This is a genomic window from bacterium (genome assembly GCA_035703895.1).
Classification (GTDB): domain Bacteria; phylum Sysuimicrobiota; class Sysuimicrobiia; order Sysuimicrobiales; family Segetimicrobiaceae; genus Segetimicrobium.
Genome location: DASSXJ010000009.1, coordinates 1 through 25,274 on the forward strand (window position 1 = coordinate 1; position 25,274 = coordinate 25,274).

Below are 25,274 nucleotides of genomic sequence, written 5' to 3' on the forward strand. Positions count from 1 at the left end.
CTTCATGGAGGATTTCTCCGGGGAACGATGAACAGGTGATCGATTGCGACTGGCCCCAGTCTTCCACCCTAGTGACCGGCGAACGCACGACGAAGAATGGAGTCGCACCCCACGGGGAACACGTTCGCGATCGTCAACCAAAAGGGCGGTGTCGGGAAGACTACGACCGCCGTCAATCTGAGCGCCGCGCTGGCGTTTCTCGGACACCGTATTCTTCTCGTTGATCTCGACCCCCAAGGCAACGCGACGAGCGGAGTCGGTATCGAAAGAGCCGGCCTGCGAATGTCGATTTATGATGTTCTGGTCGGCGGGGATCCGATGTTCCACGTGATCCAGCCCACCGCCCACGACCACCTTGACATTGCCCCGTCCGACGCCCGGCTCGCCGGCGCTGAGATCGAGCTGGTCCCCGCGATTGCGCGCGAAACAAAGCTCAGAAACGCGCTACGAGCCGTGCGTGAGATGTACGACGTGCTCATGATCGATTGTCCCCCATCATTGGGTCTTTTGACCATAAATGGCCTCACCGCGGCAGACGGCTGCCTGATTCCCATGCAGTGCGAGTACTACGCGCTCGAGGGCCTCTCGTCGCTGCTGACCACGGTTGAGCTCATCCGGCGGCACCTCAATCCTGACCTCACGATCGCGGGGGTTCTGCTGACGATGGTCGACAGCAGGACGAAACTCTCAGATCAGGTCGCCGGTGAGGTGAGGCGCCACTTCGGGTCACAGGTCTATGAATCCGTGATCCCGAGGAGCGTTCGGCTCGCCGAGGCGCCCAGCTATGGGCAGCCGATTACGTGCTACGCGCCGGACTCAAAGGGCGCTGAGGGATATCTCAGCCTGGCACGAGAAGTGGCTGGGCGGATTGGGCTTGGGCCAAAGCGTCCGGCGACCGGTCTCGTCGAGGTGCCGGTGGGGATGGCGGCCGCATCATCTTCTGAATCGGGAGGAGACGAACGTCATGATTAAACGAGGACTGGGCCGTGGGCTCGGCGCGTTGATCCCCGGTGCGGACGTTGAGCGGCTGTCTGGGATGGTCCAAGACCTCGATGTGTCATTGATTGCGCCCAATCCGTATCAGCCGAGGCATGACGTCACAGGCCCGGAGTTCGACGAGCTCGTCGCCTCGATTCGTCGGCACGGAGTGCTTCAGCCGGTGGTTGCACGGCCGACCGAGAGCGGATACCAGATCGTCGCCGGCGAGCGGAGGTTCAAGGCGGCTCAGGCTGCGGGGTTGGCAACGATTCCGGCTGTGGTCCGCGAGATCTCCGATCGAGAGGCGCTTGAGGTTGCCCTGATCGAAAACCTGAGGCGGGAAGACCTGAACCCGATGGAGCGGGCGCGGGCCTACGTTAGGATGAGCGAGGAGTTTGGGCTCACCCAGGAGGAGATCGCCGATGCCATCGGGGGGAGCCGGTCGTCGATCGCCAACACGGTGAGGCTCCTCGACCTGCCCGATGAGGTACAGCAGGCTATCGATCTTGGGAGGCTCACAGAGGGGCACGGTCGCGCCCTGCTCGCGGTTACCGACCGGAAGCGCCTGCTCGAGCTCTGGGCACACGTCGAGAGGCATGGGCTCTCGGTCCGTGAGACCGAGGTCATGGTCAAGGCTGCCGCCCGGAATGTTTCACGTGAAACAATGGTCCGCAGGCCTGCCGCAAAGGATCCAGTCCTGGCCGACCTCGCGGTTCGGCTCCAAGACCGCTATAGGACCAATGTAAGCATTCTGACGAAAGGCAAGAAAGGGACCATTCAGATCAACTACTATTCGGCCGAAGACCTCGAGAGGCTGATCGACCTGCTGCTCAGATAATCAAACCGTTGTCACGAACTCCGCGTCCCGCTCTTCTCCCTTAACCGTAGAGAGGAGCCTTGCGATCGCTTTGGCGAGCCTCTTGATACCCTCCGCGGCAATCTCTTCAGGGTTGTCGGCAAACGAGATTCGGAGCCCTGAGGGCGGAGGCACGTGTGGCAGGCAGAGATCGCCCATTGCGCAGGCCACCCCCTCCTTGAGGCCCTCCTCGAACACATCTTGGGCGGACAAGCCATCAGGCAGCTGGATCCACATATTGAAGCCTGCCGTTGGATGAGTCCACCCGATCTCTCGCGGCATGGTTTCCTTCAGGACACGCAGCATGGCGTCTCTCCGGCGCCTGTAAGTCTCCCTGGCAGTCCTGAGATCGCGGACATACTGACGAGACGAGAGGTACCTCCACAGTGTCCGCTGGATGAGCGGAGAAGTGAACCGATCTGCCAGCAATTTCGCCTCGATGAGCCTTGCCAGGATGGGGCCGTGGGCCACGACGCATCCGACGCGCAGCCCCGGGATCACCGTCTTTGAAAACGACAGCACGAAGATGACGTGGCCTGATGTGTCGTGGGCCTTGATCGCCTGAGGAGCCTCACCGTCATAGGCGAACTCGCTGCAGATGTCGTCCTCAAAGATGAGCATGTTGTGCCGGCGCCCCAGCGCAGCCAGCTCCCTACGCCGGTCTTCGCTCATGGTAGTCCCGGTCGGATTATGGGCGGTGGGGATGGTATACAGGAGGCGCGGCCGGTAACGCTCGACCAGGGACGTGGTCACGTCCACCCGTGCCCCATCCTTGTCCACAGGGATCCCGGCGAGCTTCGCGCCCCTCCCCTCGAGGATATCGAGGGCCGTAATGAACGTCGGACTCTCGACGAGGACGAAATCGCCTGGCCCGATGAACGTCCGGGCGACCAAGTCAAGCGCCTGTTGGGACCCTGAGGTGACCAGGATGTCCTCAGGCCCAGCCTTGATACCGATGGATTGACAGTGGTCGGCGACCCACGTCCGCAGATGATAGTCACCCTGCGGGATGCCGTACTGGAGAAATCGTGGGTCTTCAACGGCCATCACCCGGCTCCAGAGACGTCCCAGCGATCTGAGTGGGAATAGGTCCGGGTCCGGCGTGCCTCCGGCAAGCGAGATGACCCCAGGTCTCCGGCCGGGCCTCAACAGCGCCTGCATGGCGGTGATCCGTGGGGCTCGCAGGTGTACGGGGGTTGCCGGGTGGAAATCCTCCCTCTCATCTGGGACTGCCTGGACGATATCCCGGGCCGTGGTGACCTCAGGCGCATGTCCTCCCGCGAAGGTCCCACGACCCACTGTGGCGTGAATAAGCCCGTCTGCGGTGAGGGCGTTGTAGGCCAGTACGACCGTGATGGGGCTGACTGAGAGGGTCTTGGCGAGGCCCCTGACAGAAGGGAGCCTGGTCCCAGCGTCAATCTCTCCTCCCCTGATCTGCCTGGCTATTGCCTGATGGAGCTGCCTGTACAGGGGTGTTTCTGAGTCCCGATCGAGATACAGATGATCCATGTGTCGAATCTCCATAAGGCAACTGTATCTATTCGTATCTAATATATGCCGGTGTATATTGACAACTGTGGCGCCGGAAATATAATCATAGTACTTATTGAGCGCGGCACAGTCAAGCGGTGTATATAGATACTGTGAAGAACGTAGCACGGATAACTGAATGGCGGTCGAACCAAGCCGTACCAATAGGTATCCTGAGAGGAGAGCATCCTCTGGCATGACGCGGGATGAAGCCTGGGCGGTGCTGACGGAGCATACCAGCAATCCTAGCCTCCTCAAGCATATGCTCGCGGTGGAGGCGGTGATGCGGGCGTATGCACGGCGGTTCGGTGAGGACGAGGAGACCTGGGGGCTTGTGGGTCTGCTCCACGATATGGACTATGAAAAGCACCCGTCGAGGGAGGCCGGCCATCCCTTCAAGGGCGTCGAGGTGCTTCGCGGGCGCGGCCTCGACGAGGGGCTCTGCCGGGCGATTCTCTCGCACGCGGATTACAGCGGGGTTCCTCGGGAGACGGTGATGGAGAAAGCGCTCTTCGCCGCCGACGAGGTGAGCGGGTTTGTCATTGCCGTGGCGCTGGTCAAGCCCAGCCGCGCGTTGGCGGACGTTGACGTGGGATCCGTCAAAAGGAAGATGAAAGACAAGGCGTTCGCGAAGGGGGTTCGCCGCGAGGACATCGTCGAGGGCGCGGCCGGACTTGGGGTGACGCTGGACGATCACCTCGCCACCGTGATCGCGGCCCTCCAGCCGGTTGCGCCTCAATTGGGGCTGGACGGAACACGGAACCACGCATAAGTACGGGAGCGACGGCATCACCGCGGGCTGGTCAACGACAAACGAAGGAACGGGAGGCGTGTGGATGGCGGATGTCGGAACGGTGAAGCTGAAGCGAGGCCTGGCACAGATGCTCAAAGGCGGCGTCATCATGGACGTGACGACCGCCCAGCAGGCGAAGATCGCGGAGGAGGCCGGGGCGTGCGCCGTGATGGCGCTGGAGCGGGTCCCCGCCGATATTCGGGCAGAGGGCGGGGTCGCGCGGATGGCCGACCCCCTCAAGATCAAGGAGATCATGGAGGCCGTCACGATCCCGGTGATGGCCAAAGTGCGGATCGGCCACTTCGTGGAGGCGCAGGTGCTCGAGTCGCTTGGGGTGGACTTCATCGACGAGAGCGAGGTGCTCACCCCCGCGGACGAGCGGTACCATATCAACAAGCACGTGTTCAAGGTGCCGTTTGTCTGCGGCTGCCGTGATCTCGGCGAGGCGCTCCGCCGAATCGGGGAAGGGGCGGCGATGATCCGGACCAAGGGCGAGGCAGGCACCGGAAACGTGGTGGAGGCGGTCCGCCACATGCGCGCCGTGATGGACGGGATTCGACACCTCCAGACGACGCCTGAAGAAGAGCTGATGACGGTGGCCAAGGAATTGGGCGCGCCGTACGAGCTTGTCGTGGAGACGCGGTCGCTCGGGCGGTTGCCCGTCGTGAATTTTTCCGCGGGCGGCCTCGCCACACCGGCCGACGCCGCATTGATGATGCAGCTCGGATGTGACGGGAACTTCGTGGGCTCCGGGATCTTCAAGTCCAATGATCCGGCCAAGCGGGCCAAGGCGATCGTCGAGGCGACCACGCACTACAATGATCCGGACGTGGTCGCGCGCGTCTCCGAAGGCATCGGGGAAGCGATGCGCGGCCTGGACGTCCGCAAGCTTCCCGAGGGCGAGCTGCTGCAGACACGCGGATGGTAGCGACGGGAGAGCCGGCGTGATGAAGATCGGCGTCCTGGCGGTGCAGGGGGATGTGATCGAGCATCTCGCCATTCTCCGCGGCCTCGGCGTGGACGAAGTGGAGGTCCGCGTCCCGCGGGATCTCGAGGGCGTGGATGGGCTCATCATCCCCGGCGGAGAGTCGACGACGATCGGGAAGCTCATGGTTCGGTACGGTCTCGACCGCGCGGTTCCCGAACACGTGGGGAGGGGGATGGCTGTCTACGGGACGTGCGCCGGCATGATCCTGATGGCTCGCCGCGCATCAGGCGGGGAACCGCCGCTCCTGCGTCTGATGGACATCGCGGTGACCCGGAACGCCTACGGGCGGCAGGTCGATTCGTTCGAGACGGACCTGGAGGTCCCCGTGCTCGGGCCGCCGGCCCTGCGGGCCGTCTTCATCCGCGCGCCGGTGATCGATGAGGTCGGCCGGAACGTCGAGGTGCTCGCGTCTTTGGACGGCCGCCCGGTGCTGGCGAAGCAGGGCCGGCTGCTCGTCTCCTCGTTCCACCCCGAGCTGGCCTCGGACGACCGCGTGCATCGATACTTGCTCGACGTGATCCGCGTGGCGCAATGACCAACGATACGAGGACGCGCCACCCGTTCTACATGTACGAGGCCATCCATGGCCAGCCCGAGGCGTTCGCGCGCGTCGCCGGCCGGCACGATGCCGCGTTGGACGCGCTCGCCGCGCGCATCGCCTCGTGCGACCGCCTCTTTCTCGTCGGGATCGGGACCTCGTATCACGCCGCGCAGGCCGGCGAGCATATCCTGCGCGCGTACGCGGGGAATGTGCGTGTCACCGCGTTTCCGGCATTCGACTTCGCGCTCTATGGACCGCGCCTTACATCGACGGACTGCGTGATCGGGATCAGCCATCGGGGCAACAAGACCTATACCGTCCACGCGCTGGCGCGCGCCCGAGAGGCGGGATGCCAGACGGCGCTCATCACGGGCGAGGGTGGGCCCGCGGCGGAGCGGCCCGAGGCCGACGCCGTGTTCGAGACGGTGCCCCAGGAGCGCTCGTCGACGCACACGATCAGTTACGTTAGCGCGCTCGCCGCGGTGTCGGTCTTGGCCGGCCACTTGGGCCATCGCCGGACCGGGGCCAGGCTCCTACCGCAGCGCGTGTTGTTGGAGGAGATCCCGGCCGCGCTGCGCGAGGCCCTCAAGTTGGAGGCCGAGATGGCCTCGTGGGCCCGCGCCCACCTCGGCCGCCGGCGGATCTGGCTGACGGGAGGCGGGCCGAGTGCCGTCACCGCCCACGAGGTGGCGCTCAAGATCAAGGAAGCCGCATACCTCCAGGCCGAGGGGCTGCCGATCGAGACGTTCTTGCACGGGCCGTTCCAGTGTGCCGAGCCGGAGGATGTGTTCGTGCTTATCGCCCCGGCGGGCGCGGCGCAGGCGCGCGTTCTGGAGCTCGCGGGGATGATCCCCGAGATCGGCGCGGCCTCCCTCGTTGTGACCGATGCGGCGGGCGCCGCCGCGCCGGCGCAGATCCCAGGCGGCGCTGCGGGGTGGTGCGCCGTGCCGGCGGTCCCGGAGCCGTTCACGACGCTGAGTTGTCTCGTCCCGCTGCAGTTGTTCAGCTACCATCTCGCCCTCGCGCGCGGTACGAACCCCGACGTCTTCCGGTTGGATGATCCCCGGTTCGCCCGGGCCCGTGCCCGGGTCACGCTGTAGACCGCGGCCGCGCTCGCGAGGGGCCTAGCCTCGCCTCCCCGAAGTTCCCGCAGCAGGCAAGAGCCAGAGAGGAGCGTGGAATCCGTGCGCGGTGCAACCCTGGGGATTCGAGTCCTTTCCCTGACGCTCGTGACCGCCCTCGTGCTCATCGTGCCGGGGGGGACCGCCGGCAGCGCCGTGCCGGTGACCGGCGGGGTGATCCACGTCGCCACCAATGCGGAGCCGGGCACGCTCGATTGGACGGCCTCGACGGCGACGGCGACGCGTCTGGTCGCCTGGCATATCTATGAGACCCTGTTCGCCCTCGATCGCAACTACGACGTCAAGCCCCTGCTGGCGGAGGGATACTCCGTCAGCGCCGACGGCCTGCACTACACGATCCGCCTCCGCAAGGGCATCACCTTCCACAACGGCCAGCCGCTGACCGCGGACGACGTCGTCGCGTCGCTCAATCGCTGGGCTCAGGTGAGCGGCGGCGGACGAGAGACGTTCAAGTTCGTCAAGCACGTCACGAAGGTGGATCCGTCGACCATCCTGATCGATCTGAACGGGATCTTCACCCCATTGATCGCCAACATCGGGGATCCCAAGCAGGCCGCGATCATCATGCCGAAGAGCGTCGCCGAGGCCGCCGCGGAGAAGCCGGCCAGGGACTACATCGGTACCGGGCCGTACATGTTTCAGAGGTGGGACCAGGGTCACGAGATCGTCCTGGTGCGCAATCCGCATTACGCATCGCGCACCGAGGACTGGGGCGGCCTCACGGGCAAGAAGGTCGCGTACGCGGACGAGATTGACTTCTTGCCCGTCCGCGACGACCAGGTCCGGTTCGCCGGCGTGTCCACGGGGCAGTACGATCTGGCCCTCGAGCTGCAGTCCGACCTCTATGCGCAGGTCAAGGCGAATCCCCGGCTGACCGCCGATGTGGTCAAGGTGTTCAGCTGGCGCGCCGCCGTGTTCAACAAAGCCAAGCCACCGTTCAACGACACGCGGATGCGCCTGGCGGTGCAGTACGCGATCAAGCCGGCGGAGTTAATGGCGGCGCTCGGGCCGAAAGAGTTCTGGCACCTCGATCCGGGGCTGTTCTTCCCCGAGCAGACCATCTTGTACTCGACCGCGGGGAGCGACGTGTACAATCATCAAGACCTCCAGAAAGCCAAGGCCTTGATGAAAGAGGCCGGCTACAGCGGCCAGAAGATCACGCTCATGACGACGAAGGACTACACGTGGGCCTACAACTTGAGCCAGGTGCTCGCGCCGCAACTCCAGGCGGCGGGCTTCGCCGTCGACGAGCAGATCTACGACTGGCCGACCCTGCTCAGCCGGCGCGCCAGGAAGGATGGGTGGGATATCTTCCTCACCGGGTTCTCGCCGTCGTTCGATCCCACCGCGGTGATCTTCTTTGCCGGCAACTGGCCGGGATTCTACGAAAGCAAGGCGATGGACGCCCTCCTGAGCAAGTGGGGCCAGACGTCCGTGGCCGACACTGCCGGCCGGAAGGCGTTGATGAACCAGATCCAGACGACGTTCTACAAGGAAATCCCGGTGGCCAAGTTCGCCAACGAGTATGGGCTGGAGGTGTACAATGATCACCTCCACGGCTATACCGGCTTCTTCGACGTCCGCTTCTGGAACACGTGGGTGACACGGTAGCGAGGAGGATCCCGCCGACCTTCCCGGGGGCGGGGACGTGCCGAGGTACGTAGCCGGGCGCGTCGCCGCGCTCCTGCCCGTGCTCCTCGTTGTCGGCATCACGGCGTTTCTGCTCCTCCACCTGATCCCGGGCGATCCGGCATCGGTGATCCTGGGGCCGGACGCTCCCGCAGCACAGGTCGACCGGCTGCGTCACAACCTCGGCCTGGACCGCCCGCTGTTCGTTCAGCTCAGCGTGTGGTTCGGCCGTCTGGTGCGCGGCGACCTGGGAGATTCGATCTTTCTCCGCCAGACCGTATCGCAGGCGATCTGGCAGCACCTCGGGCCGACGGTGGGGCTCACCACGCTGGCCGAGATCCTTGCGATCGGCGTGGCAATCCCGTCGGGCGTGCTCGCGGCGTGGAAGCGGAACAGCCGGTTCGACCAAGTCTTCATGGCCGCGGTGCTGCTCGGCGTGTCTGTTCCGTCGTTCTGGTTGGGGCTTAACCTGATCCTGGTCTTCGCGGTCGCCGCGCGATGGTTTCCCGTGGCCGGGTACGAGTCCCCCCTTCATGGGATTGGTCCGTGGCTCGCCCACCTGGCGCTCCCGGCCGTGGCGCTCGCGTTCACGCAGGCCGGGCTGATCGCCCGCATGGCCCGGGACGCCACGATCGAGGTGCTGGATGAGGACTTCATCCGGACGGCACGGAGCAAGGGCGTGGCCGAAGCCGGCGTGCTCGTCAGGCACGCGCTCCGCAATTCGCTCATCCCGACGGTGACGGTCATCGGCACGAGCCTGGCCAGCCTGCTCTCGGGAGCGGTCGTGGTCGAGTCGGTGTTCGTCATGCCGGGCCTCGGCAACCTCGTAGTCCAGTCGATCAGCCGCCGCGACTATCCCGTGATCGAGGGCGTGGTATTGTTCGTCGCGGTCGTCTACGTGCTGGTCAACCTGTTGGTGGACCTGCTCTACGGCGTCATCGACCCGCGGATCCGGTACTAGGCCCATGCCGCATTTCGCCAGGTTGCTGCTCCGCCGCCGGCCGATCGCGGCGATCGCGCTCGGGGCGCTGGTCCTCCTGTCGGGGACGGCCGCCGCGGCCCCGTGGCTGGGCCTGCTCCCTCCCGACCGGATCGATGTGGCCCACCGCCTGCTCGCGCCGTCGGCGCCGCATCCGTTCGGCACCGACAACTTCGGCCGCGACGTGTTCACGCGGGTTATCTACAGCGGGCGAGTTTCGCTGCCGATCGGGGTGGCCGTGATGGCGCTCAGCACGGCGCTGGGGGCGGTGGTGGGCCTGCTGACGGGATACTACCGGACGGTGGACAACGTCCTCACGCGGATTCTCGAAGGGCTGATGGCGTTCCCGGCGATCCTCCTCGCGATCGCGCTTGTCGCCGCCCTCGGGTTGGGGGTCCGCAACGAGGTGATCGCCATCGCCCTCGTCTACTTTCCGCGCACCGCCCGGATCGTCCGCGCCTCGACGCTCCAGTTGAAGGCCCGGGCGTTCGTCGAGGCCGCGGTCGCGCTCGGCGAAGGCGACGCGCGCATCCTCGGCATCCACATCTTCCGGAACGCGCTCCCGCCCCTCATCGTGCAGTCGACGTTTGTGTTCGCCGAGGCGATCCTCGCCGACGCGGCGCTCTCGTTCTTGGGGTTGGGGGTGAAACCGCCCACGCCGACGTGGGGCAACATGCTGGATGAGGCCCACGTCTTCGTGACGCTGGCGCCGTGGTTCATTGTCTTTCCCGGCATCGCCATCGTGGTCACGGTGCTCTCGCTCAACCTGCTCGGCGATGCTGTGCGCGACCTCGTCGACCCGCACGCGGTGGCGGGGCGGGGACTCGGATAGGGGGGCGCCGGATGGTCCGTCCGTTCACGATCGCCGCGACCGGAGACTCGCTCATGACGATGCACGTGGCCCAATCCGACGAGCGCGGGTTTCGGGGCGTGATCGATCTCCTCCATCCGGCGGATGTCCGGTTCGCCAACCTGGAGGGGACGCTCCATGAATTTCAGGGGTTCCCGCAGGCAGCGAGCGGAGGCACGTACGTCTGCGGCCACCCCGGCCTCCTCGACGATCTCACGGTGATGGGGTTCAACCTCTTTTCCGCCGCCAATAACCACATGGTGGACTGGGGAGAGGGGGGGTTGTTCGCGACGATGGAGACCCTCGATCGCGCCAGGGTGGTCTACGCCGGAATCGGGCGCCACCTCCAGGACGCTCGGTCGCCTCGGTATCTCGAGACCGCCGCGGGCCGCGTCGCGCTGCTCGCCGTGACGAGCACGTTTCCGTCACACGCGCCCGCCGGCGAGCAGCGGCCCGATTGCCAGGGGCGGCCCGGGGTGAACCCGCTCAGGTTCCAGGAGTTCGTCGATGTCGACCCGGAGACGCTCGCGCAACTCACCGATCTGAACCGCCGGCTCGGCCTCGGCGCGGTCCGCGAGCTGCGGATCAAGTTAGGCTTCGAGCGCCCCGATCTTCCCGGGATCACGACCCTCCTCGATCGGAAGTTCCGCCTGGGCGATCCTCCGGGGATCCGGACCGAGCCACATGCCGGGGATCTGGCGGGGAACCTCGCGTGGATCCGGGACGCGCGCCGGCAGGCGGACTGGGTCGTCGTCAGCCTGCACGCGCACGAGATGCGCGGCGCCGACCGCGAACGGCCGGCGGAGTTCATCCCGGTATTCTGCCGCCAGGCGGTGGAGGCCGGGGCCGATATCGTGCTGGGGCACGGACCCCATCTGCTGCGCGGGTTGGAGGTGTACCGAGGGAAGCCGATCTTCTACAGCCTCGGCAACTTCATCTTTCAAAACGAGACGCTCGAGCGACAGCCCGCCGACTTCTACGAGCGGTTGGGCCTGCCGATGACGGCGACCCCGGCCGACGTCTTCGACGCGCGCGGCGCGCGGGGTGGGTTCGCGGCGGATCCGCTCTATTGGGAGTCGATGCTGCCGGTATGCCGGTTCGGCGGCACGCTGGAAGAGGTCCGGCTCTATCCGGTCGTGTTGGGGCATGGGCGGCCGCGAGCGCAGCGGGGGACTCCCGGTCTCGCTTCCGAGGCGGCGGGCCGGCCGATTATCGAGCGTGTCGAGCGTCTTTCCCCGGAGGTCCGGATCGAGTGGCATCGGGATGGGTTTGGGGAGGTCCGCTGGTAGAGCGGTTCCGGCGACGGCTCGATGTGGCGCTTACGTCTCGCCCCGCACGCGCTTCTTCATGGCATATAGACGGTGGTCGGCAACTTGAAGCAGCTGTTCTGGCATCGCGCCATCCTGTGGCCACGTCGCAGCCCCCCAGGAGAGACGAAGACTCAGCTCTCCCTGCTGGCCGTTCGGGACGAGGATCTCCGAGGCGCAGAGTCGGGCGAGAACCTTGTCGGCTTCGGTCGCGCTGCTCTCCGGCAACAACACGGCAAATTCGTCTCCCCCGAGGCGGGCCAAGAGGTCAGAGGTGCGCATCCCTCTGGCGAGCGTCAGCGCGACACGGATCAGCGCGTCGTCCCCCACGCTGTGCCCGTAGTTGTCGTTGATGCTCTTGAACCCGTTGAGGTCGAGCAGCGCCACGCTCAACGGCCGGCCGCTGCGATGGGACCGCGCCAGTTCAGCTGCGATCCGGTCGAAAAAGGACCGGCGGTTCGCGACTCCGGTCAGGGAATCCGTGGCCGCCAGTTCCTTCACCTTTTCGTGGAGCCGGGCGGCCTCGAGGGCCGAGGCTCCCTGTGCCGCCATCCGCCGGAGGCGCCGCTGGACAGTATCGGACACGGGGACCGCTGAGCTCAAACCGCACAGCCACATCTGAAGCTCGTGATTGCGAACCAGGGGCATGCACACCATCACGGTGTCCGAGTGGCCGTTGTGAGGCGGAGAGGGAAGGATGACGACCTCTCCTTCATAGGTCCCGCTGGGGACCCCCGGCATCTTGAGGAACGCCGGACTCGGATCCTCCGCCTCCCACGCGAACCCTCGGGCCGCGGCGAGATTGAGCTCGCCGCGCTCGGCAGGCAGATAGGCCGCGCCCTTGGAAAGTTGCGTGATCTCCAGGAACACCTGCAGCAGGAGCTCTGCGACCCCCTGAACCCGAAGCTCTCCGGAGAGGCGGCCGGCGAGATCGTTGTCAAACAGCAGCTCCTCCATGCGGTCATGGGAGATGCGGTATTCTTGCACGAGCACGCCGAGCAGCAGCGCCAGGAAAAATCCGCTGGCCACGAACGCGCCGAGGCGGAACCCAGTCGTGTCAAACGTTTCGGGATGTCCTCCGCGGATCCAGAGGATCACGATCACGCCTGCCATCGCCACCGCTGCGGCCAGCGCCTGGCGGAGGTTGAACCGGGCGGCCGCCTCGAGAATGATCAAGTAATAGAGATAGAGGAATGGGCTGTTGATGCTTCCGGAGATCAGCACGACGAGCGTGACGACGAGGAGATCCAGGACGATGATCAGGTCGACTCTCGAGAGGATCGGCAGCCTACGGGCACCGACCGCCAGCAAGATGACGTAACCTCCCAGGACAAGCATGACGGTGTCGGCCGCGGGGCGGGGGATTGCGATGAGGCCAAACCAGGATGCCGGGATGAGGGTCAGCAATAACAAGACCCGCACGAGGCTGATCCATTCTTCAGCTGTGCGCGTCGCGTTCCACTGCCGCCCGACGTATCCTACATGCCGAATAACGCGCTCCGTTCGCCGCCCGGTACGATGAGCATGGCGCGGAGACCGGCCATGCCAGGAGACATAGAGCGGCAGGTGCAGAGACAGACCGGTCCCAAGAAACGGCGCCAATCCGTCCCGAGGATGCCCCCCAATCTAATTCATATGCCCTTTTTGGGTCTCTCCGACCCTATCCGTTTGAACCGTCCGACGTATTGATCTGAGGATTGCGCGGCGGGAGACTAGGCGGAAGATCCTGGGAAGCTTATTTATTTAGCGGAATTTTCCTGCCGCCGACCCCCAGAGCAGCAGGATCCCCAGCGCGATGCGGTACCAGACAAAGATCCAGCTGGTATGGTCCTTGAGATAGCGCAACAGTCCCCAGAGCGCAAGATACGCTGAGGCGCTGCCCGCCGCCAGTCCGAGGATCAGCAGCCCCCATCCGCCCGCGTGGAGCCCCGCCTTGCGGAGGCTCAGGAGCTCAACGAGACCGGCGAGCACGATCGCGGGCAGTCCCAGCAAGAACGAGAACCACGCGGCGGTCGCCCGTTCCATGCCCAGGGCCAACCCCGCCGTCAAGGTGGATCCGGATCTGGACACGCCGGGCACCAGCGCGAACATCTGGGCGAGGCCGACGGAGATGCAGTCCCCGATGCCGAGGTCTGCCCACTGCCGCCTCGCACGGCTGTGGTTGCGCTGGCCGTAGCGCTCCGCGAGCGCGAGCAGCACGCCCATGACGACGCAGGCCCACCCAATCAGCGCGAGGCTCCGCAATGGCGATCCGCATCCCTCGAGCGTCTTCCGCAGCGCAAGCCCGGCGACGGCGATCGGCACGGTGCCGATGACGATGCCGATCGTCATCCGCAGCGAATGGTCCGTCCAATCCCTCCGCTGAGCTGCGGCCAGCGCGCGATTGGTGATCCGAAGCGCGTCCCCGCCGAGAAAGGTTACAACAGCGAGCAGGCTGGCCAGCTGCATCGCGGCGGAAAACGCCGATCCCGGATCCGGCCAACCGAGCAGGCTCGGAATGATACGCAGGTGCGCGGTGCTGCTGATCGGCAGTAGTTCGGTGATCCCCTGGACGATGCCCAGGACGATGATCCGCCAGGCTCCCAGCTCGGTAAAACTGATGTTGACCTGGGCGGCCTCCGTGCAGGGTACGGGTGCGGACGTGAGCTGCATCTGCCGGAAGGTTCGCTTTCGAAGCCGTCGAAGCCTCTGCAGAGTTTTCTCGGGGGAAGGGGGAGGGGCCGATGCACGCACGGGGGAGAGCACAATCGAGGATTGCCGGCGCCCGGCTGACGCGCCGAGGTCTGCTGACCGCGACGCTCGGCGGGGGCGCAGCGGCGCTCGCGGGAAGTCTGGGACGGCCCTTCGGCGTGCCCGCGGTGCTCGCGGCGTCGGCCGGGCCGGTCAAACTGGGGGTCCTGCTCCCGTATTCCAAGGTGTACCAGCAGCTCGGTGACGATATCACGAGCGGGATGGTGCTCTACTTCGAGAGCGTCAAGTTCATGGCCGGGGGACGCTCGATCACTATGATCCGCGAGGACGAGGAGATCGACCCCCAGGTAGCGCTCCGCAAGGGGCGCAAACTCATTGAGAACGACAACGTGGACATCATCGCCGGGTTGGTGGCCAGCCCGAGCGCGGTCGCGCTTCGCGACGTGGTCCACAACAGCAAGACCCTGTTCCTCATCGCGAACGCCGGGGCCAACGTCATGACGCGGGCCCGGCGCAGCCCGTACATCTTCCGCGTCTCCTTCTCGAACTGGCAGACCGCCTACCCGATGGGGAAGTGGTTCTTCGACAATGTCGCGCGGAGCTGTCTCGTGGGCGCCGCCGACTACGCGGCAGGCCACGAGGACATCGATGCGTTCAAAGCGAGCTACCTCGCGGCGGGCGGCAAGGTCGTGGCTGAGGTGTACCCGCCCCTCAACAACACCGACTACGGGCCGTACGTCACGCAGATGCAGAAGGCCAAGCCCGAGGCCATCTTCGTCTTCTTCGCCGGGAGCGATGCGGCCCGGTTCGTGATCCAGGCGGCGGCGTTTGGATTGTTCAAGGACGCCCGGCTCACGGGACCGGGGTTCCTGGTCGAGGAGGACGTCTTGCCGGCCCAGGGGCGCAATGCGCTTGGGGCGTACTCCAGCCTTCACTGGGCGCTCACCCTGCAGTCCCCGGAGAACCTCGCGTTCACCCGCGCATACCGGGCGCGGTGGCAGCGCGACGCGACGGTGTACGCGATGCAGGGCTACGATACGGCGCGCGTGATCGTCGAGGCGCTGAACGCCACCGGCGGCGACACGACGAACAAATCGAAGTTGGTCGAATCGGTGGCGAACGTGCGGTTCACGAGCCCCCGGGGGCCGATCTCCTTCGACCCGGAGACGCACAACGTGATCCAGACCGTGTACGTGCGCCAGGTCCGGGAGGTCGGCAAGTCGATCCACAACGTCGTCTTCGGCACCCTCGGCGTCTTCAAGGATCCCGGCGTGTAGGGCGCGCGCTCCGGCCGGCCCGATCGCCCGCGCCGCTTCCGATGAGCATTGACCTCAATCGAGTCCGGCGCGATACGCCAGGCTGTGCGCACGTACTCCATTTCAACAACGCGGGAGCGTCCCTCATGCCCCGGCCCGTGCTGGACGCGCTGGTCGGGCACCTGCTGCTCGAGGCGCAGATCGGCGGGTACGAAGCGGAGGCCCGCGCCGCGCCGGCGATCGACCATGTCTACGATGCGCTGGCCCGGCTCCTCAACTGCCGGCGGGACGAGGTGGCCTTCATCGAGAACGCCACCCGGGCTTGGGACATGGCGTTCTACGCTTCCGCTTCCGCCGAGGCGACCGCATCCTCACGGGGATGGCGGAATACGCCAGCAATTACATCGCGTTCCTGCAGGTCGCCGGGCGGACGGGCGCCGTCGTGGAGGCCATCCCGAACGACGAACACGGACAGATCTCCGTCGACGCCCTCCGCCGGGCGATCGACGGGCGTGTGAGGCTGATCGCCCTCACCCATATCCCCACGAACGGGGGGCTGATCAACCCGGCCGCAGCCGTGGGACGGGTGGCGCGCCGGGCCAATATCCCGTATCTCCTCGATGCCTGCCAGTCGGTCGGACAGATGCCGATCGACGTCGAGGCCATCGGATGCGACATCCTGTCGGCGACCGGCCGGAAGTTCCTCCGAGGGCCGCGCGCCACAGGGTTCCTGTACGTGAGCGGGGCGCTGCTCGACCGGCTGGAGCCGCCGTTCCTCGACCTGCACGCGGCGACGTGGGTCGCGCCCGACCGGTATGAGGTCCGCGGCGACGCACGGCGGTTCGAGAACTGGGAGACCAATTTTGCGGGCAAGCTGGCCCTGGGGGTCGCCGTCGATTACGCGCTCGCCCTCGGCCTGGGGCCGATCCGAGACCGCGTGGTCGCGCTGGCGGAGTCCCTGCGGGAACGGCTGCGCGCGACGCCGGGGGTGTCGATCCACGATCTCGGGCAAGAGCAGTGCGGCATCGTCACCTTCACCCTCGCCGGGATCGACGCCGCGGCAGCGCAGGAATGCCTCGCCCGGCAGCGGATCAACGTCACCACATCATCACGCAGCTCCACCCTGCTCGACATGGACACCAGAGGGCTCGCGATGCTGGTGCGGGCGTCCGTTCACTACTACAACACCGAGGAGGAGATCGAGCGATTCGTCCGGGCTGTGGCGGCGATGCGCTGACTACGGGGCCGCCCCGCCCCGGAGCTCATCGATTTGGGCGGCGGCGGTCTCGCTGGCCCGCGTCAGCGCGTCTCGGTCCAGACCGGGCGGCGCGATGGGCGGGCCGATGCGCACGATGATCGGCCGTCGCCGCGGCAGCATCCGTCCGAGGGGGAGCGCGTCCGCCGTGCCCCGGATCGCGACCGGAATCATCGGCACCTTCGCGCGGGCGGCGAGCATCGCCGCGCCGTCGTGGAAGGGGCGCAGCCGGCCATCCGGGCTGATGCCGCCCTCGGGGAAGATGATCAGCAGCGCGCCTCCCTGGAGCGCTCGCAACGAGCGTTTGAGGGCCGTGGCATCGACCGCGCCCCGGTTGAGGGGGATCGCGAGCGGCCCGTAGACCCGCATGACCGTGCCGATCACCGGCATCCGCCACAGCTCCTCCATGGCGAGGAATGCCGGTTTCCGGGGCAGCGCCAGCGGCAGGATGATCGGGTCGAGCCAGCTTTGGTGGTTGGCCACGACCACTGCGCCCCCGGTAGGAGGCAGTTGCTCGACGCCGATGACCGTGAAACGAAACAGGATCCAAGCCACGGCCCGAACGACGGCGCGGAGGCTGCGATAGAAGGGGCCGTCCACCGTTCCCGGAGATCCCCTCGGGTTCACGTTCGTCTGAGCGCCGAGAGCCAAAAGAACGACTCCCCGATGGTGTGAGTCCGTGCCTCAAATCCGAGACCGTCGAGCTTCTCCGCCAGCGCGGCCGGGTCATGGTAGACTTTGACGATCGTGAAGGTGCGCCCGTCGGCGATCGTACGCGTCTCGCGGATTCCGTGCCGGTGAAACGGCGGATACTCACGTAGGCCGGCGCACTGATCGACCGTGACGAACCTGCCCCCGGGGCGTGTCGCCCGCCGGACGTTCGTGAGGAATGCGTCTAGGAGGTCGGGGGGAACGTGGGAAAGCCAAAATCCCGCAAAGACGAGGTCGTAAGTGCGGTCGGGAGTCCAGCGGAACAGGTCGGCGGATTGGTAGACGACCTTCGCATCCGCGAGTTTGCGCCGGTTGATCTCCAGCATCTCGGGCGCCGCGTCGACCGCGGTGATGCTCGCCCCGATCCGCGCGAGTTCCCCGGTCCAGATGCCGGTCCCGCAGGCAAACTCCAGCACCGCGTCCTGCGGCCCCAGCCCGCCAAGGTGATCGAGGACGGGTGTGAAATCACCCCAGTCGTAGCCGGAGGCGTGCCCGAGCGAGACGTCGTACTCTGCGGCCCGCGCCCGGTAGTAGGCGATCTGTTCCTCAATGAGGTCGCGCATGGGATTCGCCCGGCGTCGCCGTAGACTCGGGTGGGGCCCCGCTCGAGGGCGTGGAGGTCGCGGGGTTGATAATGCCCGCCGCGTTCACCACGGCCCCACCTAGGAGGAGGGCCGCCCCGATGAGCATCGCCGCGTGAAAGGCGCCCGCCGACGCCTGCCGCGCCGCCGCCGCCTCGTCCGCGGGCGTCCCCTGCGGCGGTCTATTCAGCGGGCTGATCTGCTGACGGATCGCCGGGGACGAGGTGTCGAGCCGCGGGATCTGTGCCCCCAAGCTGGCGTAGAAGCTGGCGGTGATCGCCACGAAGACGACCGCGTTGATGAGCTGCGGGCCCACGTCCGCAATCGCGTTGTTGATGGCGGACCCAACCCCCGCCCGGTTCACCGGAATGGAGGTCATCAAGGCGGTCGTCAGCGGCGCCACCATGACCATGATGCCGATCCCCATGATGAGCAAACCGGGGAGGAAGTCCGCCAGGTAGCTTCCCGGGGGAAGAAACGACCGGGGATCACCGGGCCGAAGCGTCCACGCCTGGCTATCCGCGGGGACGCGGGCGAGCCAGAGCACGCCGATCATCATGATGGCCGGCCCGGCGGCCATGAACCATCGGGGTCCGTACCGGGCGGCCAGTCCCCCGAACCGGGTGGAGAAGAGCGCGAGCAACACGCTCGGGGGAAAGCTGGCCAGCCCCACGGCGGCGGCGGTATAGCCGAGCGTCCCTTGCATGAGCAGCGGCAGGTAGTAGAAGATGATGGCCATCGCGCCGTAGATGATAAACGTCGACAGGTTCGTCACCGTGAAGTTTCGTGATTTGAACAGCTCGGGCGGTACGAGTGGATGCGCGGCGCGGGTCATCTGGAATGGCAGGATGACGGTGGCGGCCGCGCCGATCGCCAGGCTGAAGAACGCCAGCGGTTCGCGCCATTCGTGCTGCTGGCCGGAGATCGTGCCGAAGACCAAACCGCCCACCGCGAGGGCGGTCAACGCGGTGCCGGCGACATCGAATTGTCCGGACGCTTCGGCATCGCGGCTCTCCGCCACATGACGTCTGATGACCCAGAGGGCCGCGACGACAACAGGGATGTTAATGAAAAATGCCGCCCGCCACGAGAGGGTGTCCACCAAGAGCCCGCCGACGAATGGACCAAGCATGGTGGTTCCGGCGGCGGCCCCGGACCACGTGCCGATGGCCCGGCCCTCCTCCTCTCCGGTGAAGGCGGCGCTGATGAGCGACAGCGCGCCGGGTACGAGCAGCGCCCCGGCGGCTCCCTGCAGGACGCGGAAGAGGACCAACAGTTCCATCGTCGGCGCCAATCCACAGAGCGCCGACATCACGCCGAAGCCGGCGACGCCGATCGTGAACATCCGCCGCCGCCCATAGAAGTCATTGAGGGCCCCCGCCAGGATCAGGAGGGCGCTCTGGGCCAGGAGGTACCCGGTATAAATGTATGACTGCCCCTCGAGGACGCCGAAGAGATGGGTGGGCAGCTCGCGGCCGATCCGCGGCAGCGCCACGACAACGATGGTGGAGTCTAGATAGACGATGCCGGAGCCTAGGATCGCGGCCACCAGGGTCCACGTTTTCGCGGAAGCCTGGGAAACTGTGCCGCGCGGCGGGTGTGCGAACCTGGACTCCAGGCGTGCCCCCACCTGGGCCAATCCCTGAATGGCCTTGTGCAGCGTCACTGGACCTCCCACAGAGCGCCGGCTTGCAGCATTCTTGCACCCGCACGCCGTATTTCCTTGTCCGCGGGTGAAGATGTGAAGAGGCTCCGTCCTCCCGCTGCCCTGCGGCGAAAGGCGGCCCGGATCGATCGGATCCTCGAGGACGCATATGGCCCGCCGCGGCGCCGCTCGCGGCGGGACGCGGTCGCCACGCTCGTCCACACCATTCTCTCCCAGAACACGAGCGACACGAACAGCGGTCGGGCTTTCGATCGCGTGCGCGCGCGGTTTCGGTCCTGGGCGGCCCTGCGCGACGCCCCTCTCGAAGCGGTGATCGAGGCGATACGCCCCGCGGGCCTGAGCGCCCTCAAGGCGCCGCGCATCCAGGCCGTGCTGCGGCGCATCACTGCGGAGCGCGGCGCGCTCTCCCTGGACTTCCTCCGACGGTGGCCCGTCGGACGGGCCAAGACGTGGCTGCGCAGTCTCGACGGCGTCGGTCCCAAGACTGCCGCGATCGTCCTGGTCTTCGGGTTGGGGAAGCCTGCCTTCGCGGTGGATACCCACGTGGATCGCGTCGGGCGGCGGATCGGCCTCATTCCGGAGGGGATGTCCGTGGAGGACGCGCACGAGTGGATGGAGGCGCTGGTCCGGCCCGAGCGGTACGGGCCGTTCCACCTTCTGCTGGTCCGCCACGGCCGCGAGATCTGCAAGGCCGGGCGTCCACGCTGCGAGATTTGTCCGGCGCGCAGAATATGCGACTTCTTCACGACTCATTACCTCTGACGTAATTGTTTCCGTCGCGCCTCAGTGTGAGAATACGTCTGCACCGGCAGACCGAATTTCAGGAGGCGCGACATGAGCAGCGTTACCGCGACGGTCGACATGTACCTGGCTATGTGGAACGAGACCGACCCGAAGCGTCGGGCGGAGCAGATCGAGCGAGTCTGGACGGGCGACGGCCACTACGTGGACCCGCAACTGGAGGCCGAAGGTCATGCCGCCCTCACCGACATGGTGGCCGCGGTGCAGGCCCGGTTCCCCGGCCACCGCTTCCGCAGGGTCAGCGGCATCGACACCCACCACAACCAGCTTCGCTTCGCCTGGGAGCTTGCGGCTCCTGACGGCGCCATCGTGGTGGCCGGCATCGACGTCGGCGGCCTCGCGCCCGACGGCCGGCTAGCGCGCATCACCGGCTTCTTCGGCGAGCTTCCGGGGCGCGCCGCCTGACCGGGTATCCGACGATCGTCTGACCGTAGCGGGAGGAGTGCGATGGGAGTGCTTGACGGGAAAGTGGCTATCGTGACGGGCGGGACCAGCGGGATCGGTGCGCGGATCAGATCATCGAGGACTCGTGCCCGCCGCCGCGTTGCGTGCGAGCCGGTGGGCGAAGTCCTCGGTGGGCTCGTCGGCGGGGAAGAAGCACTCCACCCGAAGTTCCTGCAGGGTGATGTCCTGGGGAGTGCCCAGGGTGGCGATGGTAGTGAAGAAGCGCAGGGCGAGGTCGCCCTTGCGCAGCGCCAGGGACAGAAACGGCGCGGACTGCGCCTTCGCATCCGGAGTGCGCCAGCGCCTGGGGACGCCGGGGTACGCCAGCAGCTCATCGAGTAAGCGCCGGGTCCCCTCGTCGGGGACGCCCCCCACGGCCTCCCGGTGGATCTGCTGGATAAGCGGGCCCGCCAGGGCCTCCCAGTTCTCGATGTACCGGCGCAGCCCACGTGGGTGGAACGTCATTCGCACCGCGTTGGGCGGCCCCGGTACCTCGGCAGCTGCTTCTGGATCTAGGAAGAGGCCAAGTACCCCGCCGGCCGCCGCGTTCTGCATGAGCACGTTCCAGTGGCGGTCCACGACCAAGGCCGGATACGGCTCCTGCTTGGCAAGCATGAAGCCGAGCGCCCGACGCACCTGTTCCATCTCGGGCGCGCCCAGCGCGGTCTCCCGGTAGATTGGCGCGTACCCGGCTGCGGTCAGCAGGACGTTTTGCTCACGCAGCGGTACGTCGAGGACGCCGGCGAGGCGCAGCACCATCTCCCGGCTGGGCTGGGTCCGCCCGGTCTCGAGGAAGCTTAGGTGGCGCGCGGAGATCTCGGCCTCGGTGGCGAGGGTGAGCTGACTCATCCGCCGGGCGAGCCGCCAGCGCCGCAGGACCTCCCGGAACGGCGGCACGCCCGTCTCGGTGCTCGTCTCCACCATCGGTCGTTCGGCCATGCCCTTTTCAGCCATCCCGCACACCTCCACGAGGGAGTGTAACGCGGGACACAAACGCGCGCCATTACCTCTCGGGTAATTGAGCCGGGCGTTGCCCCGTGTAGGTTTTGATCGTATCTTAGCAAAAACGGCCGGAGCGCTGGCGCGCCTTCTGGAAGTCGCTGCTGGCGATGGTTCCCGGAGGTCCGGTGACCCGTGCGCGAAGAATAGTCTCCTGAGTACATCCGCCGCACCGAGTCAACAAGGAGGGGATGATGCCCAGCCTGTCGACCATCGCGCTCTTTCTCTTGGTGACCTTCGTGTTCGCAGTCATTCCCGGCCCCGCCGTCCTGTACATCGTGACACGCGGGGTCGCCCAGGGCAGACGGGCGGGGCTCGCGTCTGCGCTCGGCATCGGAGCGGGAACCCTTACCCACCTAGCGGCGGCGGCGCTTGGGCTGTCGGTGTTGCTTGCGACCTCGGCGTTCGCGTTCACCGTCGTGAAGTACCTGGGCGCGGCCTACCTGTTCTTTCTCGGGATCCGGACCCTGCTGGCGCGGGGCGACGATCAGCCGGCAATCGCCACGATGCCCCGCAGGACCACCCAAGTGTTTGCGCAAGGGTTCGTCGTCCAATTGCTGAACCCCAAGACCGCGCTGTTCTTTTATGCCTTCCTTCCGCAGTTCGTGGATCCGGCGAAGGGCAGCGCGTCCGAACAGATTGCGGTGCTCGGCACGTTGACTGCGCTGGTGGCGTTGTGCACCGACAGCGCCTACGGGATCCTCGCCGGGACGATGGGCCGCTGGTTCCAGCGCCACGCGGGCGTGGGATGGGCGCGGCGGTACGTTACGGGAAGCGTGTACATTGGGCTCGGAATGTCCACGGCGCTTGCGGGAGCGGGGCACAAATAAAATCGCGATGAAACCGTCGGAGGCCGGACTTGACTGTTGAAAATCGCGATGCCCATGCGAAGGCCGGAACAGCGCCTTGAACAAGCTGGCTGGTTATCTCACGCAGCCCCACGGATGTCCGAGAAAGGAGATAGCACAATGAAAACGACGGAGACTGTTCGCACGGCACTCGGCTTTGCCGACCAAGGCGTTCGCGTCTTGGAATCGATGAAGGACGCCCCACTTGTTCAACCCGGCCCCTTTGGCGGCAATCACGCGATGTGGATTCTGGGGCATGTGACTATTGCGGAGGGCCGACTTCATAAGATTCTGTTTGGTTCTCCCAACCCGGTTGAGCACTGGAAACCCCTATTCGATTGGGGGTCCGAACCAACGACCGACTCGTCGGCTTACCCTCCATTCGATGAGGTCCTGCAGACGTATCGCAGACTTCGGAGCAAGACTCTAGCGTTTCTCGACGAGATCGGCGACGAGGGTCTGGATCAGCCGACTAAGGTGGCGCCCCCGGGCTTGGAAGCAGCGTTTGCCACCGTAGGCAAGGCCGTAATGTCCATCGCGATGCATCAGATCTTTCATAACGGCGAAGCCGCAGCGGCGCGACGCGCGTCAGGACAACAGCCCATCTTCGTTCCGTCGAAAGAACTTCGGGCGTTCTGAACGCTGATCGCCGAGGACATCAAGTTACGTATTAGTTACCATTGTAGGATTCGTTCGTAGTTTGCCATTTTGCCGGGGATATTTGGCCATTTCGGGCCCCGCGACCGCCAGGTTGATCGAGATAGTTGGCTACAAGAGGCAGTTTAAGGCCGAACGGCCGTTAGGTCGAGCCGCGCAAGACGCTCCGGATCCGTGAGCACGTTGATCTCCACGATCTTTCCGTGGACCACCGTAAACGCCATCACCGAGAACGGCCGGCCGTCGCGCAGCCACGATACCACGCCCGCAACGCCGTTGACGACGGCGGGCCGGACCACGAGGCCGCGCGCGGAGACGGCAACCGCCGCCCGCGCGACCGTGTGGGCCCCGCGCAGTAGGCTCGGCGCCCCACCGCGATCCGCCCGGAGGACGACGTCCGGATCGAGAACGGCGACAAGCCCATCGAAATCTCCGGTCCGCGCAGCGGCGAGGAAGGCATCGACCACCTTTCGCTGGTTGGCAATGCCGGCGTCGGGCACCGTGACCGTCTTGACGCGCCGGCGCGCACGGCTCGCGAGCTGCCGTGTCGCGGCCGGCGAGCGTCCCACGATCGGCGCGATCTCCTCGAAGGGGACGTCAAACACGTCGTGCAGCACGAACGCGAGCCGCTCCGGAGGCGGAAGTGTCTCGAGCACCACAAGCAGCGCGAGACCGACCGAGTCGGCTAGGAGGGCCGCCTGCTCCGGATCCGCGTCGTCCTCCCGTGCCACGATCGGATCGGGGAGATGGGCTTCGAGCGGTTCCTCGCGGCGCGACCGGCGCGCACGCAGCATGTCCAGGCACACGCGGGCCGTGACCGTCGTCAGCCAGCGGCCCAGATCCTTGATCTCGCCGCTATCGGACCGGTTGAGCCGCAGCCACGTCTCCTGCACCGCGTCATCCGCCTCGCTCAGCGAGCCGAGCATCCGGTAGGCGACCGACCGCAGACGCGTCCGGTTCGCTTCGAATCGTGCAGCCAGCCACTCGGTGTCCATTGTCACATTCCTCGCTTGTGATTCGTCATCTTAGTGACGAAAGCACCCGGTCCGATGTGACAGGGAAAGGAGGCCACTGTCCCGTTGCGTCTCGTCATAATAGTGACGAGCGCCCGCGAATATGGCAACAGGAGGAGCCGATGAAGATCAAACTGACCAGCGTGTACGTTAACGACCAGGAGAAGGCCCTGCGCTTCTATACCGAAGTGCTGGGCTTCGTGAAGAAGGCCGACTTCAGCCGGGCGTCGTTTCGCTGGCTCACGGTGGCCTCACCAGAGGACCCGGACGGCACGGAGCTGCAGCTGGCGCTCAACAACAACCCGACGGCCAAAGCCTACCAGCAGGCGATGTTCCAGCAAGGCCAGCCCGCGGCCATGTTCTACACCGACGACGTGCAGGCCGATTACGAGCGTGTGAAGGCGCGCGGCGCCGAGTTCACCATGCCACCAACGGACGTGACCGGTTCCAAGATCGCCATGCTGAACGACACCTGCGGCAATCTCATTCAGGTCGCGCAGCTGATGCGCTGGTAGCGAGGAGGTTCAGCAGGATCGCCGCCCGATGGGCGCCCAGCTGGACAGATTGCACGACTATCAAGGCCTCGGGACTCTAAGGAGGAGAAACGGGCATGAAGAAGAGCGGGTCGCAGAAAAGCAAGTCTCCTTCTCAGCTGATAGACGCCAGAATCAAGGAGCTGGATGACTGGCGGGGCAGGACATTATCACGGCTGCGCGCTTTAATTAAGCAAGCCGACCCCGCTGTGGTCGAAGAAGTGAA

General features: G+C 66.0%; 24 protein-coding genes and 2 pseudogenes. 18 read left to right on the top strand and 8 right to left on the bottom strand.

Going from position 1 to position 25,274, the window contains the following annotated elements:
• Positions 1-96: 96 nt before the first annotated feature.
• Both VFP86_00540 and VFP86_00545 read left to right on the top strand, forming a co-directional pair.
• Positions 97-861, top strand: a pseudogene (locus tag VFP86_00540) (ParA family protein).
• A 103-nt stretch (positions 862-964) separates the two neighbouring features.
• The gene (locus VFP86_00545) at positions 965-1,816 is read left to right on the top strand and encodes a ParB/RepB/Spo0J family partition protein (protein ID HET8998113.1); all 852 of its coding nucleotides are present in this window, start codon (positions 965-967) and stop codon (positions 1,814-1,816) included.
• Here the strand turns inward: VFP86_00545 and VFP86_00550 are convergent, their stop codons facing one another.
• Positions 1,817-3,343, bottom strand: a complete 1,527-nt coding sequence (locus VFP86_00550) for a PLP-dependent aminotransferase family protein (protein HET8998114.1) — start codon at positions 3,341-3,343, stop codon at positions 1,817-1,819.
• A gap of 217 nt (positions 3,344-3,560) precedes the next feature.
• Here VFP86_00550 and VFP86_00555 point away from each other — a divergent pair, with 217 nt between their 5' ends.
• From VFP86_00555 to VFP86_00590, 8 genes are all read left to right on the top strand, one after another.
• Positions 3,561-4,136 carry an HD domain-containing protein gene (locus VFP86_00555; protein HET8998115.1) on the top strand — a complete coding sequence of 192 codons (576 nt, stop codon included), beginning with the start codon at positions 3,561-3,563 and terminating at the stop codon, positions 4,134-4,136.
• Positions 4,137-4,200: 64 nt separating this feature from the next.
• Positions 4,201-5,085, top strand: a complete 885-nt coding sequence (gene pdxS / locus VFP86_00560; protein ID HET8998116.1) for a pyridoxal 5'-phosphate synthase lyase subunit PdxS — start codon at positions 4,201-4,203, stop codon at positions 5,083-5,085.
• Positions 5,086-5,104: 19 nt separating this feature from the next.
• The gene (gene pdxT, locus VFP86_00565; GenBank protein HET8998117.1) at positions 5,105-5,680 is read left to right on the top strand and encodes a pyridoxal 5'-phosphate synthase glutaminase subunit PdxT; all 576 of its coding nucleotides are present in this window, start codon (positions 5,105-5,107) and stop codon (positions 5,678-5,680) included.
• Complete coding sequence (locus VFP86_00570; protein ID HET8998118.1) at positions 5,677-6,786, top strand: SIS domain-containing protein; 1,110 nt, start codon at positions 5,677-5,679, stop codon at positions 6,784-6,786. Before pdxT ends, VFP86_00570 begins: the two co-directional genes overlap by 4 nt.
• An 84-nt stretch (positions 6,787-6,870) precedes the next feature.
• Complete coding sequence (locus VFP86_00575) at positions 6,871-8,439, top strand: ABC transporter substrate-binding protein (GenBank protein ID HET8998119.1); 1,569 nt, start codon at positions 6,871-6,873, stop codon at positions 8,437-8,439.
• Positions 8,440-8,476: 37 nt separating this feature from the next.
• A complete protein-coding gene (locus VFP86_00580; GenBank protein ID HET8998120.1) occupies positions 8,477-9,418 on the top strand; it encodes an ABC transporter permease in 942 nt (313 codons plus the stop codon).
• A 4-nt stretch (positions 9,419-9,422) separates the two neighbouring features.
• A complete protein-coding gene (locus VFP86_00585; protein HET8998121.1) occupies positions 9,423-10,268 on the top strand; it encodes an ABC transporter permease in 846 nt (281 codons plus the stop codon).
• An 11-nt stretch (positions 10,269-10,279) separates the two neighbouring features.
• Positions 10,280-11,575 carry a CapA family protein gene (locus tag VFP86_00590; GenBank protein ID HET8998122.1) on the top strand — a complete coding sequence of 432 codons (1,296 nt, stop codon included), beginning with the start codon at positions 10,280-10,282 and terminating at the stop codon, positions 11,573-11,575.
• A gap of 30 nt (positions 11,576-11,605) precedes the next feature.
• Here VFP86_00590 and VFP86_00595 read toward each other — a convergent pair whose 3' ends face one another.
• Positions 11,606-13,015 carry a GGDEF domain-containing protein gene (locus tag VFP86_00595; protein HET8998123.1) on the bottom strand — a complete coding sequence of 470 codons (1,410 nt, stop codon included), beginning with the start codon at positions 13,013-13,015 and terminating at the stop codon, positions 11,606-11,608.
• A gap of 321 nt (positions 13,016-13,336) precedes the next feature.
• Positions 13,337-14,245: an undecaprenyl-diphosphate phosphatase gene (locus VFP86_00600; protein HET8998124.1), complete on the bottom strand. Its 909-nt coding sequence runs from the start codon at positions 14,243-14,245 to the stop codon at positions 13,337-13,339.
• A gap of 71 nt (positions 14,246-14,316) precedes the next feature.
• Between VFP86_00600 and VFP86_00605 the strand changes: the two genes are divergently transcribed.
• Both VFP86_00605 and VFP86_00610 read left to right on the top strand, forming a co-directional pair.
• The gene (locus tag VFP86_00605) at positions 14,317-15,561 is read left to right on the top strand and encodes an ABC transporter substrate-binding protein (protein HET8998125.1); all 1,245 of its coding nucleotides are present in this window, start codon (positions 14,317-14,319) and stop codon (positions 15,559-15,561) included.
• A 41-nt stretch (positions 15,562-15,602) separates the two neighbouring features.
• A pseudogene (locus VFP86_00610) lies at positions 15,603-16,777 on the top strand (aminotransferase class V-fold PLP-dependent enzyme).
• On the opposite strand, the gene VFP86_00615 reads toward VFP86_00610, so the two are convergent.
• From VFP86_00615 to VFP86_00625, 3 genes are read right to left on the bottom strand one after another with little or no spacing between them, the layout of a single operon-like run.
• Positions 16,778-17,395, bottom strand: coding sequence for a lysophospholipid acyltransferase family protein (locus VFP86_00615; GenBank protein HET8998126.1), 618 nt, complete (start codon positions 17,393-17,395; stop codon positions 16,778-16,780).
• Between the two features lie 23 nt (positions 17,396-17,418).
• Entirely contained in the window at positions 17,419-18,069 is a 651-nt protein-coding gene (locus VFP86_00620) for a class I SAM-dependent methyltransferase (protein HET8998127.1), read from the bottom strand.
• Positions 18,053-19,753, bottom strand: a complete 1,701-nt coding sequence (locus tag VFP86_00625) for an MFS transporter (protein ID HET8998128.1) — start codon at positions 19,751-19,753, stop codon at positions 18,053-18,055. The genes VFP86_00620 and VFP86_00625 overlap by 17 nt, the downstream gene beginning before the upstream one ends.
• Before the next feature lie 75 nt (positions 19,754-19,828).
• Here VFP86_00625 and nth point away from each other — a divergent pair, with 75 nt between their 5' ends.
• Together nth and VFP86_00635 are read left to right on the top strand one after the other, a co-directional pair.
• Complete coding sequence (gene nth / locus VFP86_00630) at positions 19,829-20,515, top strand: endonuclease III (protein HET8998129.1); 687 nt, start codon at positions 19,829-19,831, stop codon at positions 20,513-20,515.
• A gap of 72 nt (positions 20,516-20,587) precedes the next feature.
• Positions 20,588-20,959 carry a nuclear transport factor 2 family protein gene (locus VFP86_00635; protein HET8998130.1) on the top strand — a complete coding sequence of 124 codons (372 nt, stop codon included), beginning with the start codon at positions 20,588-20,590 and terminating at the stop codon, positions 20,957-20,959.
• A gap of 111 nt (positions 20,960-21,070) precedes the next feature.
• On the opposite strand, the gene VFP86_00640 is transcribed toward VFP86_00635, so the two are convergent.
• A complete protein-coding gene (locus VFP86_00640; GenBank protein ID HET8998131.1) occupies positions 21,071-21,952 on the bottom strand; it encodes a helix-turn-helix transcriptional regulator in 882 nt (293 codons plus the stop codon).
• 236 nt (positions 21,953-22,188) lie between these two features.
• Between VFP86_00640 and VFP86_00645 the strand changes: the two genes are divergently transcribed.
• Positions 22,189-22,827: a LysE family translocator gene (locus VFP86_00645; GenBank protein HET8998132.1), complete on the top strand. Its 639-nt coding sequence runs from the start codon at positions 22,189-22,191 to the stop codon at positions 22,825-22,827.
• Positions 22,828-22,965: 138 nt separating this feature from the next.
• Positions 22,966-23,484 (top strand): DinB family protein, encoded by a 519-nt coding sequence (locus tag VFP86_00650; GenBank protein ID HET8998133.1) that lies wholly within the window; start codon positions 22,966-22,968, stop codon positions 23,482-23,484.
• Between the two features lie 143 nt (positions 23,485-23,627).
• On the opposite strand, the gene VFP86_00655 is transcribed toward VFP86_00650, so the two are convergent.
• Positions 23,628-24,497 carry a sigma-70 family RNA polymerase sigma factor gene (locus tag VFP86_00655; GenBank protein HET8998134.1) on the bottom strand — a complete coding sequence of 290 codons (870 nt, stop codon included), beginning with the start codon at positions 24,495-24,497 and terminating at the stop codon, positions 23,628-23,630.
• 140 nt (positions 24,498-24,637) lie between these two features.
• Between VFP86_00655 and VFP86_00660 the strand changes: the two genes are divergently transcribed.
• Positions 24,638-25,030 (top strand): VOC family protein, encoded by a 393-nt coding sequence (locus tag VFP86_00660; GenBank protein ID HET8998135.1) that lies wholly within the window; start codon positions 24,638-24,640, stop codon positions 25,028-25,030.
• A gap of 95 nt (positions 25,031-25,125) precedes the next feature.
• Positions 25,126-25,274, top strand: a 149-nt coding sequence (locus VFP86_00665; GenBank protein HET8998136.1) for a DUF1801 domain-containing protein, incomplete at its 3' end; no start/stop codon positions are given.